This is a genomic window from Thermosulfuriphilus sp. (genome assembly GCF_054026695.1).
Map to the genome: position 1 here is coordinate 69,663 of NZ_JBPMLP010000053.1, position 18,953 is coordinate 88,615.

16 protein-coding genes are annotated in these 18,953 nt (G+C 51.4%); 12 read left to right on the forward strand and 4 right to left on the reverse strand.

Annotation, left to right across the window (positions count from 1 at the left end; genetic code table 11):
- Positions 1-46: 46 nt before the first annotated feature.
- A complete protein-coding gene (locus ACXJJX_RS09560; RefSeq protein ID WP_456434368.1) occupies positions 47-1,837 on the reverse strand; it encodes an ABC transporter ATP-binding protein in 1,791 nt (596 codons plus the stop codon).
- A complete protein-coding gene (locus tag ACXJJX_RS09565; RefSeq protein ID WP_456434369.1) occupies positions 1,809-2,816 on the reverse strand; it encodes a M48 family metallopeptidase in 1,008 nt (335 codons plus the stop codon). Before ACXJJX_RS09565 ends, ACXJJX_RS09560 begins: the two co-directional genes overlap by 29 nt.
- A gap of 87 nt (positions 2,817-2,903) precedes the next feature.
- Between ACXJJX_RS09565 and ACXJJX_RS09570 the strand changes: the two genes are divergently transcribed.
- The gene (locus ACXJJX_RS09570) at positions 2,904-4,001 is read left to right on the forward strand and encodes a two-component system sensor histidine kinase NtrB (protein WP_456434370.1); all 1,098 of its coding nucleotides are present in this window, start codon (positions 2,904-2,906) and stop codon (positions 3,999-4,001) included.
- Between the two features lie 11 nt (positions 4,002-4,012).
- Entirely contained in the window at positions 4,013-4,396 is a 384-nt protein-coding gene (locus ACXJJX_RS09575) for a response regulator (RefSeq protein WP_456434371.1), read from the forward strand.
- Here ACXJJX_RS09575 and ACXJJX_RS09580 read toward each other — a convergent pair.
- Both ACXJJX_RS09580 and ACXJJX_RS09585 read right to left on the reverse strand, forming a co-directional pair.
- Complete coding sequence (locus ACXJJX_RS09580) at positions 4,383-5,897, reverse strand: two-component system sensor histidine kinase NtrB (protein ID WP_456434372.1); 1,515 nt, start codon at positions 5,895-5,897, stop codon at positions 4,383-4,385. The two genes, ACXJJX_RS09575 and ACXJJX_RS09580, sit on opposite strands and share 14 nt — an antisense overlap.
- Positions 5,898-5,900: 3 nt before the next feature.
- Positions 5,901-6,332, reverse strand: coding sequence for a hypothetical protein (locus tag ACXJJX_RS09585; RefSeq protein WP_456434373.1), 432 nt, complete (start codon positions 6,330-6,332; stop codon positions 5,901-5,903).
- A 169-nt stretch (positions 6,333-6,501) separates the two neighbouring features.
- Between ACXJJX_RS09585 and ACXJJX_RS09590 the strand changes: the two genes are divergently transcribed.
- The 10 genes from ACXJJX_RS09590 (at position 6,502) to ACXJJX_RS09635 (ending at position 18,923) form a co-directional block, all read left to right on the forward strand.
- A complete protein-coding gene (locus ACXJJX_RS09590; protein ID WP_456434374.1) occupies positions 6,502-7,896 on the forward strand; it encodes a sigma-54-dependent transcriptional regulator in 1,395 nt (464 codons plus the stop codon).
- A 150-nt stretch (positions 7,897-8,046) separates the two neighbouring features.
- A complete protein-coding gene (locus ACXJJX_RS09595) occupies positions 8,047-8,736 on the forward strand; it encodes a redox-sensing transcriptional repressor Rex (protein ID WP_456434375.1) in 690 nt (229 codons plus the stop codon).
- Positions 8,737-8,759: 23 nt separating this feature from the next.
- On the forward strand, positions 8,760-11,609 hold the full coding sequence (locus ACXJJX_RS09600) for a molybdopterin-dependent oxidoreductase (protein ID WP_456434376.1): 2,850 nt from the start codon (positions 8,760-8,762) through the stop codon (positions 11,607-11,609).
- Positions 11,610-11,684: 75 nt separating this feature from the next.
- Positions 11,685-13,352 carry a GAF domain-containing protein gene (locus ACXJJX_RS09605; RefSeq protein WP_456434377.1) on the forward strand — a complete coding sequence of 556 codons (1,668 nt, stop codon included), beginning with the start codon at positions 11,685-11,687 and terminating at the stop codon, positions 13,350-13,352.
- Between the two features lie 8 nt (positions 13,353-13,360).
- A complete protein-coding gene (locus ACXJJX_RS09610) occupies positions 13,361-14,473 on the forward strand; it encodes a DUF362 domain-containing protein (protein ID WP_456434378.1) in 1,113 nt (370 codons plus the stop codon).
- Between the two features lie 91 nt (positions 14,474-14,564).
- Complete coding sequence (locus ACXJJX_RS09615) at positions 14,565-15,038, forward strand: Fur family transcriptional regulator (protein WP_456434379.1); 474 nt, start codon at positions 14,565-14,567, stop codon at positions 15,036-15,038.
- Between the two features lie 8 nt (positions 15,039-15,046).
- Complete coding sequence (locus ACXJJX_RS09620) at positions 15,047-15,277, forward strand: FeoA family protein (protein ID WP_456434380.1); 231 nt, start codon at positions 15,047-15,049, stop codon at positions 15,275-15,277.
- 10 nt (positions 15,278-15,287) lie between these two features.
- On the forward strand, positions 15,288-17,324 hold the full coding sequence (gene feoB, locus ACXJJX_RS09625) for a ferrous iron transport protein B (RefSeq protein ID WP_456434381.1): 2,037 nt from the start codon (positions 15,288-15,290) through the stop codon (positions 17,322-17,324).
- Between the two features lie 61 nt (positions 17,325-17,385).
- Positions 17,386-17,616 carry a DUF4911 domain-containing protein gene (locus tag ACXJJX_RS09630; RefSeq protein WP_456434382.1) on the forward strand — a complete coding sequence of 77 codons (231 nt, stop codon included), beginning with the start codon at positions 17,386-17,388 and terminating at the stop codon, positions 17,614-17,616.
- Positions 17,617-17,630: 14 nt separating this feature from the next.
- A complete protein-coding gene (locus ACXJJX_RS09635; RefSeq protein WP_456434383.1) occupies positions 17,631-18,923 on the forward strand; it encodes a TolC family protein in 1,293 nt (430 codons plus the stop codon).
- Positions 18,924-18,953 lie beyond the last annotated feature (30 nt).

An 18,953-nucleotide genomic window follows, 5' to 3' on the forward strand; every position in this document is an offset into this window, starting at 1 on the left:
GAGACTGATTAGCTGAGAAAATAGTCACTTGATGAGCAATAGTCTACTATCTGTTTAGAGGGATGATCCGTCCTCGAGGGATTTTTTCTTCGTTGAGGAAGGTGGTGTAGAGATGACGGTAGGTTGTGTTTTTTTGATAGAGTTCTTCATGGTTCCCTTGAGCGATGATACGTCCATGGTCCATAACCACGATCTTGTCGGCACCTTTGATGGTTGAAAGGCGGTGGGCGATAACAATGGTTGTTCGGCCGATCATAATCTTCTCCAAGGCCTTCTGGACTAGCCGTTCAGAGACGGCGTCAAGGGCGCTGGTGGCCTCATCGAGGATGAGTATGGGAGGATTTTTGAGAATGGCCCGGGCGATGGCGATCCGCTGACGCTGGCCACCTGAGAGGTTAAGCCCCCGTTCGCCCAGCAAGGTCTGATAGCCTTGAGGGAGTTGTTCGATGAACTCGTGGGCGTAGGCCATCTTTGCTGCCTGGATTATCTCCTCCAGAGTGGCCTCTGGTCGGCCAAAGGCGATGTTTTCGGCTACGGTGTCGTTAAAAAGGATGACCTCTTGGGAGACAATCCCAATGAGCCGTCTCAGAGAGGCCAAGTCAAGATCCCGAAGGTCGTGTCCATCAAGAAGGACGCGACCAGCGACAGGATCATAGAACCGAGGAATAAGGTCTACCAGGGTTGACTTTCCAGCTCCGCTTGGTCCCACGATGGCAACTAGCTCCCCACAGCCGATGGTGAGATTGATATCCTCAAGGACCAAATCTTCGCTTCCCGGATACCTAAAGGAGACAGCCTCAAAGCAGATTTCTTTCTGGAAGGTTTTTATCTTTTGCTGACCACTTTGTTCTTCTGAAAGGCTTAAGAGGTGATCTACCCGGTCAATGGCCGCCCTTATTTCCTGGATATTGGTGTAGGATCGGGCCAGTCTTTTAACCGGGGTAAAAACCATAAAGAGGGCTGTTAACACGGAGAAGAAATCCCCCGAGGTGATGACCCCGCTTACCACTAGATGGCCTCCGTACCACAGGACCAGGGCGATTCCCAAACCGGTAAGGCCATCAGCCAGGACCCTGGTGCCCTCTTTGAGTCTAGTCAACCGGACCATCTCCCGATAGAAGCGTTTGTTTTCCTGGGCAAAGACAGCCTGTCTTGCTGCCTCTTGGCCGAAGACCTTGATGATTTTAAGCCCCTGGATGGCTTCAGATATGCGATGGGTGACGTCGGCAATCTTCTCTTGGGCCCGATGACGTCGCCGGTGAATACTGACCCCAAGGCGCCGGGCCATGTAGCCCACCAAAGGCAGAACAACAAAAGAGAGAATGGCTAGATCCCAACGGCGCCAGATGGCTACCCCAGCCAGGGTGATCACCGTGGCTCCTTCTATCATTGTTCTCTGGAAGATTGTCCCCAGACTGGTCTCGATAAGGGAAACATCGGTAACCAGCCTGGAGACTACCCGGCCCGAGGTCTCCCTTTCAAAATAGCTCAGCGGTAACCTGATCAAATGGTGGTAAAGTTGATCACGGATATCCCGGACAAGTCTCAAACTGGCCACCCTCATGCAATATGATTGGATAAAGGAGGCCAGGGACTTAAGGAAGATCAGGGCCACTACTCCTACAGGGAGAAGGGCTAAGTAGCGATAGTTGCGGGCCAGAAGGACTTTATCCATAGCGGGTTTGACTAGCCAGGCAATGGCCCCCTGGAGGGATGAGGCTACAAAACTGAAGACCACGGCCACAGCCACCAAGGGCCAATATGGCCTAGACAGCTGCCATATGCGCCAGAGATAGTGGGTGGATGGGCTATCTTTCGGTCTTGATGAGGTCTTCAAAGGTCTTTCCTTGTTTGATCAGGGCTACGATTTTCCTGATCCGGGCCAGCCGCTCTTCGGTCACTGGATGGGTAAGGAGAAGGCTGGGCTGGTTTGTCCGGGGCAATACTGCCCCTAAATAAAGCCAGGTATCAGCAGCCTTTTCAAGGTTAAAACCAGCCCGATAGGCATAGTAAAGGCCAAAGAAGTCGGCCTCTCTCTCCTGGTCACGGCTAAACTTAAGAAGGACAAAGTTAGTCCCCACCTGATAGATATCGTGGGCCGTCTGGCCCCCTAAAGAGCCTATCACTAGGCCAAATATGTCCCTTAGGCCCACAAGCCCTTGACGTTTGCCAATGTGGCCTCGTTTTAGATGGGCTAGTTCGTGGCCTAAAACGGCAGCTAGTTGGTCTTCTACAGGAAGGATGCGGCAGAGAGCGGTGGTTACGTGGACTACGTAATCAGGGGTCACCCAGGCGTTTATCTGCTCGCTATCAACAATTTTAAAATCCGCCGGTCTGGTTTGAATCATCTGGATCGGGATCTCTAACCTTTGGCCGCCAAGGAACTCAAGCCTGAGAGGTTCTCCTTTGGAGAACCTAAAACCCCTTGATTCTGGAGCCAAGATCTCAAAGCGTCCAAGACCAGCCTTTTCATAATAAGGGGTCAGATAAGTGATCACGTAACCCTTATTAGGTAGTCTCAGCCCTTCGGCTCGACCAAGGGCTTCTTTTTCTTCCGGGCCTAGATCAGCTAGATTGATCACCTTGATGCCCACGTAAGGATACCTCCGGCCATCTCCATCATCTATGGCCAGAAGCAAGCGATAAAGGACTTTGCCCACCCTCTGCTGGCAATGAAGATAGTCCTTCCACTTGTAGGTGAGGATGGCTATTTGGGCCTCACGGCGCTCCCTTTCAGTAACCTGCGGTCCGGTGATGGTTGCACAACCGACAAGAAAGAAGGCAACCACCAAAAGACTTGCTAGGTGCCGAGACATATTCTTATTCAACAACAAGGCTATTTTGGGGTCAACTAGGAGTAATTTCCGTTGACACAAACCGAGATTCAATGATTAAAGTGAAAAATGGTACATTCCCTAAGTTTCCAACTTTCCCCTCGGACCATGAGCCGACATCTCCAAAATCTACAAGATCTATTAGATATTTTGCCAGAGCTAGCCATCCTGGTTGATTCAAACTTTGAAATAAGATGGGTGAACCAGAGGCTCTGCGCCTGGGGCCTTGATGAGAAGGACTTGGTGGGAAGACCTCTGGCTTCTTTTTTTTCTGAAAGGGCCTTCTCAAACCTAAAAGAGAGACTTTCAAGCTCGGGAAGACTTAAGGATTTTGAGGCCAGCTTTAGCCTGCCTTCTGGTCTCAGTCGGCCAGTAGTCATCAATGGTCTCTGTCTTCCGGAGGGTAGGATCCTGATCATCAGCAGTCCCTCCTGCCAGGAACTTGACTGCCAACAATTGGCTCGCCTGGAGAGGCTGGCCACTGTAGGTCTTTTGGCTGCAGCCGTGGCCCACGATCTTAATACCCCCCTGGGGATTATCCTTGGCTATGTCCAGATGCTCAAAGAGGATCTCTCCCATGATGATCGTCTCTTGAAAGTGCTTAGTATTATTGAAAGACAGATTGACCATTGCCGTGGCCTGACTCACAGGCTTCTAAGGTTGGGTTGTAGCCAGGAGGAGGGCTTCAAGGAGGTTGACCTCAATCAGATAATCCAGGAGACGGTGGAGCTTTTGGCCGAGAGCTTTCGCTCCAGGAAGATCAAACCGGTGATGAACTTGGCCAAAAATTTGCACAAAATCTGGGGTGAGCCTGGGAGGCTGAGGGAGGTTTTTATCAATCTATTGACTAATGCCCTGGAGGCGATCGATGACTCGGGAGAGATCTTCTTGAGGACCGAAAATCAAGGTCCCTGGGTGGTGGTCGGTGTGGCTGACACCGGAAGGGGGATCCCTGAGGAGAAGAAGCCCTATCTATTTCGTCCATTCTTCTCTTGCAAGGAGAAGGGCACGGGCCTGGGGCTTTTTGTCGTTGATTCCATCCTCAGGCAGCATGGGGCGACCATTGAACTTCAGTCTCCGATCGAGGATCCCCGTTGGGGGCTGCCGGGTCGGGGAACGGTCTTTATCCTCCGTTTTCCCCGTTCAAAAACTCAAAGAGAGCCATAAGGAGGAGAGCTATGGCCAAGGTTCTGGTTTTGGACGATGTCGAAGATGCGGTGGTCATGCTCCAGAAGATTCTGGAGCGCAAAGGACATCAGGTCTTTGGTTTTACTGATGAGGAAAAGGCCCTTTCTTTTGCCAAAGATAACCCCGTTGATCTGGCTATCCTGGACATCAAGCTTGAGAAGATGAGCGGAGTGGAAGTCTTAAAGGAGCTAAAGAAATACCAGCCGGAGGTTAAGGTAATCATGCTCACTGGCTATCCTACCGTAGAGTCTGCCCGGGAGTCCCTGAATCTCGGGGCCAGTGAATACTGCCTTAAACCGATAGACAAAAACGAGTTAGAGACCAAGGTTTCCCAGGTTCTCAAAGGGGGAAAACCAGAGATCAAGATTGGTTAGGTCCTTCGAATCCGTTTTCTCGGCGGCCGTGGATCGGGAGACGGATATAGAAGACTGTCCGTAGTCCTTTCTTTTTGAGTTTTTCATCGGCCGGGGGGCTCTCGACATAAATCCTTCCCCCATGATCCTTGACTATCCCAAAGCTTACCGAGAGCCCCAGCCCCGTACCTTGGCCGACCTCTTTGGTGGTAAAGAAGGGATCAAAGATCTTGTTTATTATCTCCGGAGGGATGCCCGGGCCGGTATCAGCCACCTTTATTACTATTTCTTCGTCTAGTTGGTCGTAGCTGGTGTGGATTTCGATCCGTCCGTCATGGCCGATGGCCTGGAAGGCGTTGGTTACCAAGTTGACTAGCACTTGGCGGATCTTTTCTTCGTCTCCGACGATTTTGGGCAAAGTGGGGTCAAGTTTAAATTCTAAAGAGATCCTTTCAATGCTTAAGGTGTGGGAGAGGATGGAGGCTACTTCCTTGACACAGAGGTTGATGTCTACCTCTCCTTGGCCGCTTTTGCCTAGGCGGGCAAATCGTAGAAGGTCTCCAACGATGCGACGACAGATCTTGGTTTGCTTTTCGATGATCTCCAGATATTCCCGGGCCTCGGGGTTTTCAGAAAAATCTTCTTCCAGAATTTGGGTATAACCCAGGATGATCCCCAAGGGGGTATTTATCTCGTGGGCCACCCCGGCAGCCAGTTGACCAATTGAGGCCAGTTTTTCGGACTGGATGAGTTGCTGGGTCATTTCCCGAAAGCGGGTCATATCTTTGGCTATCCCCTCGCAGCCAACAAGGTGGCCCTTTTCGTCCTTTATGGCACTGGCAGTAATCAGGACATGACAGATTGAGCCATCTTTGCGGAGCAGTTGGGTCTCAAAGTCGATAACGTGGCCTTTCTGGCAGAGTTGGGTGTAGTAGATCTCCCAATCCTCGGCCTGGGCGATTATCCTCCAAAGGGGAGTGTTAACCAATTCGTCTTCTTCATAGCCCAACATGGCTGCTCCGGCCGGATTAATATCCGTGATGTGTCCGTATTCATTGCAGAAGTAGATCATGTCCTTGCTGTTTTCAAAAAGCCGATGGAATTTCTGCTCCGAGAGCAGAAGCTCCTGGGTCCGTTCTTCGATCCTTCTTTCAAGTTCGATGTTGAACCTCTTGAGCCGGTCAACGGCCTCTCGGAAGTTCTGATAGTAGAAAGTGGAAACAGCCACGGCGATGAAGAAGATGGTGTTCAGAGCCCCAGTATAAGGGGCAATCTTGAGCCAGATACTATGGAGCTCCAGAGAAAGGAGGACAAATCGGGTTACGTGGCCGGCGGCTCGAGAGATAGAAAGCCCTACTAGGCCCATAGAAAGCCAGAATAGATAACGCCAGAGAATATCTGTGGGGTCTTTTCGGACCAGACGCCAACTGTAAATAGAGGTCCAGAAGGCGAAGAAGAGCATCACCAGGGCGCCGATAAAATCCACAAGATAAAGAGGAAAAAGCGGGAGCCCGGAAGCCATCCATCAAGCCCCTTTGAGGTAAAAACTCCTCATGGCCAAAAAGAGGAAGATTATCTCCGGAATACAGAGAAAGTGATCAAAACTTAAAAAATAGTAGAGTATCTTCGTCCAGTTCAGGGGAGGAAGGAGCTTGGCTTCGAAGATATTGGCCCCGTAAATGGCCTCATCCGGGATTTTGAGGGCCAGAGCGTGGACAGTGAAGGCATCTACATTCCAGAGGAGGAAAAAGATCAAGGACCACTTGAGATAGCGCCAACCGGGTTTATCCCCAGGGGGGTGGCGGTAAAGAAGGAAGAGAAAATAGACAATGGCAGCTGTGAAGAAGATATGCCCCAGCATGTGGGCGATAAGGCCCTCTGGGGCCGGATGAACCTGGACGGCCCAGACCGGTGAGGCCCAAAGCACAAGGACAAGGATCAAGATCAACCAATGCATGGGCGCCATTTTAGGGACTTGTCAGGATTTCGTCAATTTGGTCCCTCCCTAGGATAAAAACGTGCAAAATCATCTTCTGGAGATATTTTTCCCCGTGGGGGCCAAATCAGGGGCAAGCTTTCTAAAATAAAGTTATAATCAGTATCGAAGCCCATCGGGAGAAGTCTTTATGAACGTCAAGGACCATATCAAAGATTCCTCTGAGCGACCGCTAGTGGTGATTATCGACGATGACCAGGATTTTGTTCGCCTTCTAGAGAGGGTTATTAAGCGAGGGGTCTCCTGCCGGACGTTGACCGTCACTGACGGCAGAGGGGCCATTGAACTCATTCAAAAACAGAGTCCGGATGTGGTGGTCACCGATGTCAGGCTTCCAGACATTGACGGTTTTGCTATCTTGGAGGCCACCCAAAAGACCAGTCCTTTGTCGACAGTGATCCTCATTACCGGCTATGGAACCATAGAGATGGCCGTTGAGGCCTTAAAACAGGGGGCCTACGATTTTATCCCCAAGCCCTTTGACAATGACCGGGTGATCCATGCCGTCCAGAAGGCCCTAGAACGCACCCAGCTCCTCAAAGAAAACGTCCAGCTGAAGACCAAGCTAGAGTCCTTTTCACAGGTGGATTTTGTCGGTCGTTCACCCCGGCTCCGCAAGGCTATCTCCCTGATCAAAAAGATTGCCCCTACAGACGTCACGGTCCTTATCCGGGGGGAGTCTGGGACGGGTAAGGAGCTTGCGGCCCGGGCCATTCATCGCTTAAGTCCCAGGGCTGACCGGGAGTTGATCGTGGTCAACTGTCCGGCAGTGCCGGAACATATTCTAGAATCTGAACTTTTTGGCTATCGCAAAGGGGCCTTTACCGGGGCCACCAGGGACAAAAAGGGCCTTTTTGAGATGGCCCATGGCTCGACTATTCTTCTTGATGAGATCGGGGACATCTCTCCAGCCCTTCAAACCAAGCTCCTCCGAGTCCTTCAAGAAAAGGAAATCCATCCACTGGGGGCCACCAGGCCCATTAAGGTTGATGTTCGGGTCCTGGCCTCCACCAACCAAGACCTTGAGGCCAAGATCAGGCAGGGCCTCTTTCGGGAGGACCTTTTTTACCGTCTGAACGTGGTCACCATCCGCATGCCTTCGCTCTCGGAGATCTCTGAAGATATCCCCCTCTTGGCCCGTCACTTCCTGGAGATATTTGGCCGGGAATATGGTCGGGAAGAATTGGAATTGAGCCCTGAGGCCCTCAAATATCTTCTCACCCGTCCCTGGCCAGGCAATGTTCGGGAACTTCAGAACGTCATTCGCCGGGCGGTCCTTCTCACCCAGGGTAAGGTCATCACCCCGGCGGATCTGGCCCCGGAGATGGAAGAGGCTGCCCTCGAGTCTTCAGAAAACGGGCTCTTGCCCTATCATGAGGCCAAGGCCAGGGTTCTGGAGAGATTTGTTAGAGAGTATGTAAGACAGGCCCTTGAACTTGCTGAGGGCAACGTTACCAAGGCAGCGCGCCTAGCCGGCTTAAGACGCCAAGTCTTTCAAAGGCTCATGCGCCAAACTGCCACATAATTGTGGCACCTGCCACATCTATGTGGCAGTGAAAATCTTCTCTTACCCTCCTTTCCTGAGCTAGCTCCAATTTTCTCCATTTTGTCTTTATGTCCTTTTGGCATCCATCTTGAAGAAATAATCCGGAAAAAGATCATGGAGGTGTTTCAGATGGAGTTTAGAGACAGCCAGAGCACAATTATCCGTCTTTTTCTTTATCGGCGGTGTCTGGAAGAGCTCTTAAGAAAAGGCCGCAAGGTTATCTCCTCTCAGGCTATGGCCCACTATTGTGGGGTCAACCCGGCCCAGTTGCGCAAAGACCTTTCCTTCTTTGGCCGTTTTGGGGTTCGGGGGGTGGGTTACAACGTGGCCCAGCTTCTTGAGGAAATCAAAAACATCCTTGGTCTTAACCAGCAGAGACGAATAGCCTTGGTAGGTTATAATCCCCTGGGAGAGACTGTGATGCGCTATTTTATTGAGCCCCGTCAGGAGTACCTTCTCACTGCGGTCTTTGATTATGATTCCTCTAGGGTAGGGGAGAGGGTCCGGGAGGACCTTCTGGTAGAGTCCATCGAGTCTTTGCCCCGGGTAGTAGCCGAGAAGGAGATCGAGATCGGAGTCATCTGTACGGATCGTGATCAGGCCCAGCAGGCAGTAAGCGACTTGGCCGAGGCCGGAGTAAGGGGAATACTCAACTTTTCTCCAGTGCGGCTCAATTGTCTGCCACACGTAATTGTTCAGAATGTTGACTTTACAATTGTACTAGACACCTTGACATATTCTATGTCAGAAAGGAGTAAAAGGAGGGCTGGCAGGAGGCAGTACAACAAGGCCAAACAGATCATTGCCGCCGTCCTCTGAGTAAGTGATCAAGGAGGGGGGAGATGGACGCAGAACTAAATGCCAAGCGGGCTAAGATCTATCGCTTTCTGGCGCTAACCCTTTATGATGAACCAGAGAAAGAGCTTATTTCTGCCTTGGCCGAGGAAGGATTTAAGAGGGAGGCCGAGGCCATCGTTGCCAAGGCCCCCTTGGCCGATCTGGCCACAGGCCTGAAGAAGATTCTGGATTTTATTAATCAACAGGGGCCGGAGGAGGCCTATCGACAGTTACGCTACGAATATGCCGATCTTTTCCTCAACGCCGGCCCCAACCCAGTCTTTCCCTACGAGTCTGTTTATCTGAACCGTGAGCCTGTAGTTATCAGGGGGGGCGTTCCTCAGGTTAGACAGGCCTATCGGGCCTTTGATATCAAAAAAGATCCGGCCTACTATGAGCTCGAAGACCACATGGCTGTAGAGCTTGAGTTTGTGGCCCATCTCCTTGAAAAGGCTGCCCAGGGGGATCAAAAGGCCTTTGAGGGACACATCCAGTTCCTGCGCAATCACCTCCTCAACTGGGTAGTTGAATTTGTGGCCGTGCTTTCTGGGGCTGCCCAGACGGATTTCTATCAGGGAGTGGCCGAACTGTTAATGGCCTTTCTCTTCCAGGAGAGGATGTACCTTTTCAGTGTGGAGTCAGGGACAAGCCCCAATCAGGCCTATCTTGAGACCCTGGCCCTTTTTTACCCCCTCTTTAAAAAGCTTCCCCTTGAAGACTATCGGACCCTTAGCCGAGGAGCCCTTCCTGAAGGAGGTCTCCGGACTTATCCCACTCATTGTTATATCTGTCTGGGGCTTTGTGGCCAGACGGTAAGGGTAAAGGATGGTATCATTCAGGGGATTACTGGGCTGGCTGGGGATCCCAAAGGCGGGGGGCGTCTGTGTATTAAAGGAGGCAACGCCCATCTTCAGACCTACAGTGCCTATCGCTTAAAGACCCCTCTTATCAAAGAAAATGGTCGTTTTCGAAAGGCTTCTTGGGATGAGGCCCTGGATCTGGTAGCTGCCAAGCTCAAAGAGCTTGATCCGGCTACTGTAGGGTATCATCGAGGCAATGATTTTAATGCTTGGCTGCACGAGGCCGTCATGGCCGCCTATGGTTGCCCCCACAAGGTGACCCACCGGGTAATGTGTGACAATCCCATTCGCATGGCCAACGAATATAATCTGAATGATAAGCGTCCCTGGATCGACTACAGTCAAAGTGATTTTGTCATTCTTTTTGGCATCAACGAATACGCCACTTCAGGGGGGCAGCGAAAACTCTCCCTCCTCAAAGAGGCCCTTAAGCGGGGCTGTAAGCTGGTGGCCGTGGATCCCCGGCGTAGCGAGACCGCAGCCGCAGCCACAGAGTGGATCCCCATAAAGCCGGCTACCGATGGGGCCTTGGCCTTGGCCATGTGCTATGTGATCGTCAAAGAGGGCCTCTATGACCGAGATTTTGTGGAAAACTGGACCTATGGTTTCGAAGATTTCAGGCGCCGCCTTCTGGGGGAGGAAGACGGCCAGCCACGGACTCCGGAATGGGCCGAGAAGATCTGTGGCGTGCCAGCGGCCACCATTGAGCGCTTGGCCCGTGAATTTGGGTATGCCGATCATCCGGCCGCCCTCTGTTGGACCGGGGTTTCTCAAAGCCCCAATGCCTTCTACGCCACCATGGCCATCATGGCCCTAAATGGACTCAAAGGTACCTTTGACGCCCCTGGAGGTCCAAGTCTTCCTTTTAAGAGAAAGTTGGCTAGTCCCTGGGGTGAAGGCCAGCCCAAACCCCCCAATAATGCTCCTAAGGTAAAGCTCAATGAGGGTCGCATCTGGAGTGGTTGGTGGCCGGCTTATCTGGAAGAACAGGTGGATGAGGGGAAAATCAAGGCCTTGGTCTGCTATTTCGGCGACCCGGTCCTTTCTTGTGGGAACGAAGATTCCATCGTCCGGGCTATCAAGAAGATGGACTTCCGGGTGGCCATAGATATATTCATGAGCAATACGGCCACTCTTTCTGATGTCGTCCTTCCAGACTGTACTTATCTGGAGCAAAGCCGGGTGGTGGCTGATTGGACCTATGAGTCTTTTATTAGCCTTTTCCAGAAAGTCATTGATCCCCTCTATGACTCTCGACCTATCTGGTGGATCTTCACGGAGTTGGCTCGTCGCCTAGGCTTTGGGGAATTTTTCCCCTGGCAGAAAGAAGAGGACTTTATCCGCAACCAACTTCGGGGATTTCCGGTAAGCCTTGAGGAACTTAAGAAGACCGGCTACTACATCACTGATCCTCATGAATATTACAAATATAAGAAGTGGGGTAGCCTCAATCCACCGGAGGGCTATGGCTCATCAGGGAAAACCCCCACTGGCAAATATAACTTCAAACATCCTGTGGCAGAGAAAAAGGGTCTTGATCCCCTTCCAGATTATAAAGATCCTTGGGAGGATTGGCCTGACCTTAAGCCCGATGAGAAATATCCCCTTATATTGGGCTATTTTCGAGTTTTGGAACATGAACACTGCGGGACGATGAACAATATCCAGCTCATGAAGCAGCGGGGAAGCAACCCTTTGTGGCTCAATGTTATCGATGCCAAGATCCGAGGGATCAGAGATGGTGATCAGGTGATCGTCAGAAGCCCTTGGGGGGAGTTTGAGACCAAGGTCCGGGTTACCTGGAATATTCGTCAGGGGGTAGTGGCTGCCGCTGGTGGTTTTGGGCACTGGCGCGGCCTTGAGGCCGATCCCAAGTATCCTCGGTTCTGGGGAACAGGAACGACAAAGGTTATGAAACCAAGCTGTAGCTGTCTTTATAGCGGAACACCGCCCTTGAAATTTAATAAGGTTCAGGTGATAAAGAAGACAGAATAAAAGACTGATAGTCTTTGTTGGCTAATAATTTAAGGAGGGGCCATTTAAGGGCCCCTCCTTCTATCTTAGATGTCTATGGGTGGAAGGCAAGAGACCTATTTTCAGCTTTTCCGGGATATAGTTAAGACCATTTCGGCCACGCTGGATGTTAATCGGGTGCTTGAGCTTCTGGTTGAACGGGTTCCCAAGGCCATGGGCTTTGATGGAGCCATGGTCTGTCTGCTCGATGAGACCGGTGATCACCTTGTTCCTCGGGCTTTCTCAGGGCTTACCGATCGGTCTACCAGACAGTGGGCGGCCCTTGATGACCATCTCCTTGATGAGGTCTTAGAAGGAGAACCCCTTCTCCTTGAAGCTTCTTCCTGGGCCGATAGGCCCTTATTTAAGGAGATCTTCTCCCGCGAGGGGATAAAGTCCTTTGTCACTGTCCCGGTAATCTCCCGGGGGCAAACCATTGGTATGCTCAGCCTTTTTTCCCGTCAGAGTAGGGAATTTTCTTCTGAGGATATAGATTTTCTGAAGGTCTTGGCCGAACAATGCGGCATCATCATCGAAAATGCCTGTCTCTATCGTCATCAGTTGCGTCAGGTGAAGTATCTCAAGACCGTCAACGAGATTGGTAAGGCTTTAAACTCCACTCTTTCTTTCCGAGAAATCCTGGACCTTATCGTCACTAAATTACCAGAGGTCATGGGGCTGAAGGGATGCACTATCCGTTTGCTTGATCCTAAAGGTGGTCATCTTGAGTTGGTTGCCGCCTCCGGGCTCTCTGAGGAATATCTTTCCCGGGGGTCTATCGACGATGAAAGGGCCATCCATGAGGCCTTGGCTGGCCGGCCGGTGGCCATCTACGACGCCACCCGTGATTCCCGGATTCGTTATCAGGAAGCCGCCAGAAGGGAAGGAGTGAAGAGTATTTTGGCTGTTCCTATCTTGGTAGAGGGGGAGATTCTGGGGGTCTTGCGGCTTCTTACCTCGGAGCCTCGGAGCTTTAGCGAGACGGAGGTTAACTTTGCCATGGCAGTGGCCGAACAGGGAGGCATTGCCCTTAAGAAGGCCCAGGCCTATGAGAAAATTAATCATCTGTTAAGGGCCCTCGAACAACAGGAACGCTTTCTGAAAAGCATTATTGACAGTCTTCATGCTGGTCTGGTGGTCATTGATCCTGAGGGGCGGATCGTTATGGCCAACAAGGTCTTCCTGAAGCACTATAATCTTTCCACGGAGGAGGTCTCTGGCCGGCCTTGTTATGAGGTCATTTCCTTCTGTAATGAAGAAACCTGTCCTACCAGGGAGGTCGAGGCTTCAGGAAGGCCGGCTACCAGGGTGATCGAACTTCCTAGGGAAGATGGCCCTCACTACTTGGAGGTGGTTACCTCACCGGTGGTGGACTCCCAGGGCAGGATTGAATTTTTTATCGAGGTAATTCGGGATATCACTCCTCAGAAACTCCTTGAGAAGGAAACCATGGAGCGGGAACGGCTCCAAGGGGTGGTAGAGATGGCCCGGGCCGTGGCTCATGAACTCAATACTCCTATGTTTGTGGCTATTGGGGCGGCAGAACTTCTCTTGGAGGAACTGCCTACGTCGCTTCCTGGGCTTCGAGAAGAGGTGGACCTTATCCTCCGTAACCTTAAACGGATGAGTCTTCTTACCAAAAAGATGACCCAAATCACTCGTTATCAGGCCAAGGACTACGTCGGGGACATCAAGATTGTCGATATTGAAGAAGCGGCTCGTTAGGAGGAACCATGGCTAGCAAGGTCTATTTTGCCGACTTGAGGGCCGAATCCAGGCAGAATCTTCTAGACAAGGTGGGCCTTCTCCTGGAAAAGGCTGGCCTTAAGGAGATCATCCGGCCCAGTCGTCGGGTGGCCATCAAGATTCATTTCGGAGAGAAGGGTAATCTGGCTTACATCCGCCCCCAATACGCCCGTAAAGTGGTCGATATTATTAAGGCCCTCAAAGCCACTCCCTTTCTTACTGACACCAACACCCTCTATAAGGGTAGTCGCTCCGATGCCGTGGTCCACCTGGAGACAGCCATAGAAAACGGCTTTGATTTTGCGGTAGTTCGGGCTCCGATTATCATCGCCGACGGCCTTCTGGGAGATAACTTTGTGTGCCTGAAGGTGGATCTTCCGCTTCTAAAGGAGCTCTATATTGCCCAGGCCATCTATCGGGCAGATCACTTGGTGGTCATGAGTCATGTCAAAGGCCATGAACTTTCAGGCTTTGGCGGGGCCCTTAAAAACTTGGGGATGGGTTGTGCAGCCCGCAAAGGCAAGCTCATTCAGCACTCTACCATTGCCCCCAAGGTCAACAAAAAGAAGTGTGTGCTGTGTAGGACATGTCTGGACTACTGTCCTTCTTCGGCTATCGCCCCCAGCCCTTCGGGCAAAAGAATGCTCATCGATTCCAAGAAGTGCATTGGTTGTGGGGAATGTATCGTTATCTGTCCGGAAGGGGCCATCCAGGTCCAGTGGAACGAGGCCGGGCCTTCCTTTTTGAAAAAGCTTGCTGAATATGCCTATGGGGCTCTTTGGGGCAAAAAAGACCGCTCGGTTTTTCTCAACTTCATTATGAATGTCTCCCCGGCCTGCGACTGCTACCATTTTAATGATTATCCCATTGTTAGGGACATTGGCATCCTGGCCTCCAGGGATCCTGTGGCTATAGATCAGGCCTCTGTTGACCTTATAAACCAAGAGTCAGCCCTTCCAGGTTCAGTCCTCACTAACAAAATATCCGCCGAGGAGGATAAGCTCCGGGGGCTTTATCCTAAGGTTGACTGGGAGATCCAGTTGGCCCATGCTGAAGAAATAGGCCTCGGACAGAGGGATTATGAGTTGGAGAAGATCTAATCACAATTGAAAAAGAGTCTCTACTTGACATAAAAAGGGATATTTTCTACTTCTAGCGACGATAGTCACAATCTGCTTTAAGGATTTATTCATGGGAGATGGAAAGGCATCCGGGGCCGAAGGTCGGCCCGAGTTTCAGATCTTTAAGGACTATATTCGCAAAAAGGGCCTTCGCTACACCCCTGAACGCGAAATTATCCTCCGCGAGATCATGGATACTCACGACCATTTCGATGTCGATGAACTTTATTTGAGGTTGCGCAACAAGGGCGAACGTCTCTCTAAGGCTTCCATCTACCGGACGATTCCCCTTCTTATAGATTGTGGCCTTATCCAGGAAGTCTATTATGAAGACGGCCACATGCACTATGAGTTCATCTATGGCCATGAACACCATTGTCACTTAAGATGCCTTGAGTGCCGGCGGATAGACGAATTTGTAGAGCCATCTCTTAAAAGAATCGAGGAAAATCTGGCTGAAAAGTTTGGCTACCGGGTTGTCGGCCACAAGTTGGAGGTTTACGGTTACTGCCCTGAGTGTCGCAAAAAGCTCAATCTGCGCTAGAGGTGTTTATGGCTTGTAGTCTTGATGATCTCCGTACCGGTCAGCGGGCCCGGATTGTAAGGATTCTGGGCAATGGGCCCTTTAAGATGCGGCTCATGGAGATGGGCTTTATTCCTGGAGCCGAGGTTGAGGTCGTCCGGTACGCCCCCCTGAAAGATCCGGTGGACTATCTCATTAAGGGGTATCATGTCAGCCTTCGTCACGAAGAGGCGGAAAAGATCCTAGTGGAACCTCTCTAGTCTTTATTCTATGAAGCAGATCACCTTGGCCCTAATCGGCAACCCCAACGCCGGCAAAACAACCATCTTCAATAACCTTACTGGAGCTCGCCAAAAGGTTGGTAACTGGCCCGGGGTAACCGTTGAGAAAAAGGAAGGCTACCTCACATACAATGATTATCAAATCCGAGTGGTGGACCTGCCTGGAATCTATTCCCTTACGGCCTACTCGGTAGAAGAGGTTATTGCCCGGGATTTTATTCTCGATGAACAGCCAGAGGTAGTGGTCGATGTTATTGATGCCTCCAATATAGAGCGCAATCTTTACTTGGCAGTTCAGCTTATCGAGCTTGAAGCCCCTCTGGTCTTTGCCATGAACATGGTCGATCTGGCCGAAGCCCGGGGGATCAAAATAGATTTCGAGCAGCTTTCCGTTCTCCTGGGGGTTCCCATTGTCAAGACTGTGGGTACCAAGTCCGTAGGCATGGAGGAACTCATCTCTTCGGCCATTGCTGTGGCCGAGGGGCGGGAGCCCCGTAGCCGTCGAATCCACATCAACTACGGTTCAGAACTGGAAAAAGAGATTGCCCGTCTAAGTGAGGTCCTCTCCCAAAGCCCTTTAAAGGATAAGTATCCTTCCCGTTGGCTGGCAGTAAAACTCCTTGAGGCAGATCAGGACATTGTCGCCAAAGTGGCCTCTTACGGGGGCAGAGAGATCGTCGCCATGGCCCAGGAGGCCCGGGAGCGGATCCAGGATCTCTTTGAAGAAACAGCAGAGGCCCTTATTGCTGAGGCCCGTTACGGTTTTATCGCTGGGGCCCTCCGGGAGACCATGCGTCTTTCCCCCCAGGCCCGAGTAAGTCTTTCAGATCGTATCGACCAGGTTGTCACCAACCGTCTTCTGGGCTTCCCCATATTTTTTCTCTTCATGTATCTCCTTTTTTATCTTACCTTCCGTCTGGGAGAGATCCCGGTCTCTTGGATTGAGGCTGGAGTGGAATGGATTGGCAACCAGCTCACCGCCCACATGGCCCCGGGCCTCCTCCGGGATCTCCTCGTCGAGGGGATTGTCGGAGGCGTGGGGGGAGTGATCGTCTTTTTGCCTAACATCCTTTTACTCTTTCTGGGGATAAGCCTTCTTGAGGACACCGGCTATATGGCCCGGGCGGCCTTTATTATGGATCGGATCATGCACACCCTGGGGCTTCATGGAAAGTCCTTTATTCCCCTTCTTATGGGCTTTGGTTGTAACGTCCCGGCGATCATGGCTACCAGGACCTTGGAATCGCGTAAGGACCGGCTTCTGACCATCCTTATCAATCCTTTGATGAGTTGTTCGGCAAGGCTACCGGTCTATATCCTTTTTGCCGGTACGTTTTTCCCAGGACGTGAGGGGAATGTGATCTTTGGTATTTACGTCTTGGGCATCATCTTGGCGGTTCTTATGGGCCAGATATTCAGTCGGACAATCTTCAAAGGAGAGATCGCTCCCTTTGTTCTGGAGCTTCCTCCTTATCGCCTCCCGACTATAAAGAGCATCCTTATCCACATGTGGGACAAAACCAAGGTCTATCTTCAAAAGATGGGCGGTGTGGTTCTGGCCTTCTCAGTGGTTCTGTGGGCTCTAACGGCCTTTCCCCGGATAGATGGTCAAGCCCCACCCATTGAGGAGAGCTACATCGGGCAGGCTGGCCAAGCCATCGAGCCTCTGATTGCCCCCTTGGGTTTTAACTGGCAGATGGGGGTTTCCCTGATGACAGGCTTTGTGGCCAAGGAGGTGGTCGTCTCTTCTATGGGGGTTCTCTACCACGTCCGGGAAGCCACCACAGAGGGAGGATTCTCTAGCCTCTCTGAGGCTCTGAAATCCTCGGGTATAACCCCTCTTACAGCCTTTGCCTTTATGGTCTTTGTCCTCATCTATGTCCCCTGTATTGTCAGTGTGATCACCATCTGGAGGGAGACGGGTTCTGTTAGATGGACTTTTTTTTCCATCTTTTATCTGATGACCTTAGCTTGGCTGGTGGCCTTTTTTATTCGTCAGGCAGGAAGTCTCTTGGGGATCGCCTGAGGCCCATCTCTGGTTCCCTCATCTTTGACTTTTTGCTATGACTTAGCAGGGGCGTTGCTGGATGGATGATTGCCTTCGAGAAGAGGGTCTTAGAATCTATCTTCGGATCAATCCCCAAAAGATCTATTGGTTGCGTTTTGTCCTTGAAGGCTATGGCCACTTGGGCCTCTTGAGGACCAGGGATCCTTTGAGGGGGGAAGTAGAGCTTCTGGTTACAAGGGAGACCTATTCTGAGGTCATGGCCATCATTGACGACTTGGCCCCTCAACTTCTACCAGAGGAGATTTCATGAGGTGGCGGTCTTTAATGAGGCTTATTTTGCTGGTTTGGTTTTCTCTTTGGCCGGTGACGGCGTTTTCAGCCCGCCTTAGCTTGGAAGACTGTCTTCACTTAGCCCTAGAACGCCACCCACGCCTTAAGGTCTTTCGGGAATCTGTCTCTGAGGCTCGGGCCAGGGAACGTTCAGCCTATAAAGATTTTTTACCTAAGCTTTGGACCTCTTACACCTTCACCAAATACAGGGATCAGACCACCGTGGTCATCCTTAACCGGGATGTGCCCATCTCTGCCAAGCAGACCTATCAATGGCAGGTTGTCCTTCGTCAGCCTCTTTTTCATGGTCTGGCCCTTTGGGCCAGACACCGCTTGGCCGCCTTAGAGGCCGATATCTCCAAAGTCGAAGAGGTCCGTAGCCGTCAGGAGCTGATCTATGCTGTCAAAGAGGCCTATTTCCGGCTCCTGGAGGCCAAACGGCGTCAGCAGGAAATGTTTTTGGCCCAGAGGCGTCTTGAGGCCCATTTTAAAGATGCCCAGGCCTTCTTTACTCAGGGCCTGATCAACAAGGCCGATCTTCTCCAGGCCAAAGTGGCCTATCTTGAGGCAAAACATAATCTGATAAGGGCGACTAACAATCTTCGTCTGGCTCAGGCTAGGCTCAACGTCCTCATTCAAGAAGACATCAATGCTCCGATAGAAGTGATTGATTGTCTGGATGAGGTGGTCAGCTATCCTCCCTTTAAGGTGGCCCTTGACTTGGCCAGAAAAAGACGTCCAGAGATTGTCGCGGCCAAACTGGCCATCGAGAAGGCCAAAACTGGTATCCGCTTGGCCCAAAGTAATTATTATCCTTGGCTCGATCTGACGGCGACCTACCAACGCATTGGTGATACGGCTGACCTTGACCGTAATCCTTACGGCAATACGGAAAACATTACTTTTATGGCCGAGGTGCGCTGGAGTATATTTGAGTGGGGAAAGACAGCTGATACCGTCTCTGCGGCTCGTTCACGCCTGAGGAAAACCGAGGCTCTGGCCCAGGAAATCCTTGATCAGGTGACCCTAGAGGTCAAGGAAGCCTATCTGGGTCTTTCTGAGGCCCAAGAGAGACTTAAGCTAACCAAGGCCTCCCTTGAGCAGGCTCAAGAGAACTTTCGGCTTCATCGGGAGCGATACCGGGAGCAGTTGGCAGCGACCACCGAGGTTCTGGATGCTGAACACCTTCTTCTTGTAGCCCGTACTAACCATATTAATGCTCTTGCCGAGCTGCATCTGGCCCTGGCCCGTCTGGCCCTGGCCATAGGCCTTGATAGTCTGGACTAGGTTGAACATATGGACTCGATAGAATAAGTT

What these genes read in the sequence shown, in the direction of transcription:
- ACXJJX_RS09575 (WP_456434371.1), top strand. Translation starts at nt 4,013, where the DNA reads ATGGCCAAGGTTCTGGTTTTGGACGATGTCGAAGATGCGGTGGTCATG.
- feoB (WP_456434381.1), top strand. Translation starts at nt 15,288, where the DNA reads ATGAAGCAGATCACCTTGGCCCTAATCGGCAACCCCAACGCCGGCAAA.
- ACXJJX_RS09610 (WP_456434378.1), top strand. Translation starts at nt 13,361, where the DNA reads ATGGCTAGCAAGGTCTATTTTGCCGACTTGAGGGCCGAATCCAGGCAG.
- ACXJJX_RS09565 (WP_456434369.1), bottom strand. Translation starts at nt 2,816, where the DNA reads ATGTCTCGGCACCTAGCAAGTCTTTTGGTGGTTGCCTTCTTTCTTGTC.
- ACXJJX_RS09570 (WP_456434370.1), top strand. Translation starts at nt 2,904, where the DNA reads ATGGTACATTCCCTAAGTTTCCAACTTTCCCCTCGGACCATGAGCCGA.
- ACXJJX_RS09605 (WP_456434377.1), top strand. Translation starts at nt 11,685, where the DNA reads ATGGGTGGAAGGCAAGAGACCTATTTTCAGCTTTTCCGGGATATAGTT.
- ACXJJX_RS09595 (WP_456434375.1), top strand. Translation starts at nt 8,047, where the DNA reads ATGGAGTTTAGAGACAGCCAGAGCACAATTATCCGTCTTTTTCTTTAT.
- ACXJJX_RS09635 (WP_456434383.1), top strand. Translation starts at nt 17,631, where the DNA reads ATGAGGCTTATTTTGCTGGTTTGGTTTTCTCTTTGGCCGGTGACGGCG.
- ACXJJX_RS09600 (WP_456434376.1), top strand. Translation starts at nt 8,760, where the DNA reads ATGGACGCAGAACTAAATGCCAAGCGGGCTAAGATCTATCGCTTTCTG.
- ACXJJX_RS09585 (WP_456434373.1), bottom strand. Translation starts at nt 6,332, where the DNA reads ATGCATTGGTTGATCTTGATCCTTGTCCTTGTGCTTTGGGCCTCACCG.
- ACXJJX_RS09580 (WP_456434372.1), bottom strand. Translation starts at nt 5,897, where the DNA reads ATGGCTTCCGGGCTCCCGCTTTTTCCTCTTTATCTTGTGGATTTTATC.
- ACXJJX_RS09620 (WP_456434380.1), top strand. Translation starts at nt 15,047, where the DNA reads ATGGCTTGTAGTCTTGATGATCTCCGTACCGGTCAGCGGGCCCGGATT.
- ACXJJX_RS09590 (WP_456434374.1), top strand. Translation starts at nt 6,502, where the DNA reads ATGAACGTCAAGGACCATATCAAAGATTCCTCTGAGCGACCGCTAGTG.
- ACXJJX_RS09630 (WP_456434382.1), top strand. Translation starts at nt 17,386, where the DNA reads ATGGATGATTGCCTTCGAGAAGAGGGTCTTAGAATCTATCTTCGGATC.
- ACXJJX_RS09615 (WP_456434379.1), top strand. Translation starts at nt 14,565, where the DNA reads ATGGGAGATGGAAAGGCATCCGGGGCCGAAGGTCGGCCCGAGTTTCAG.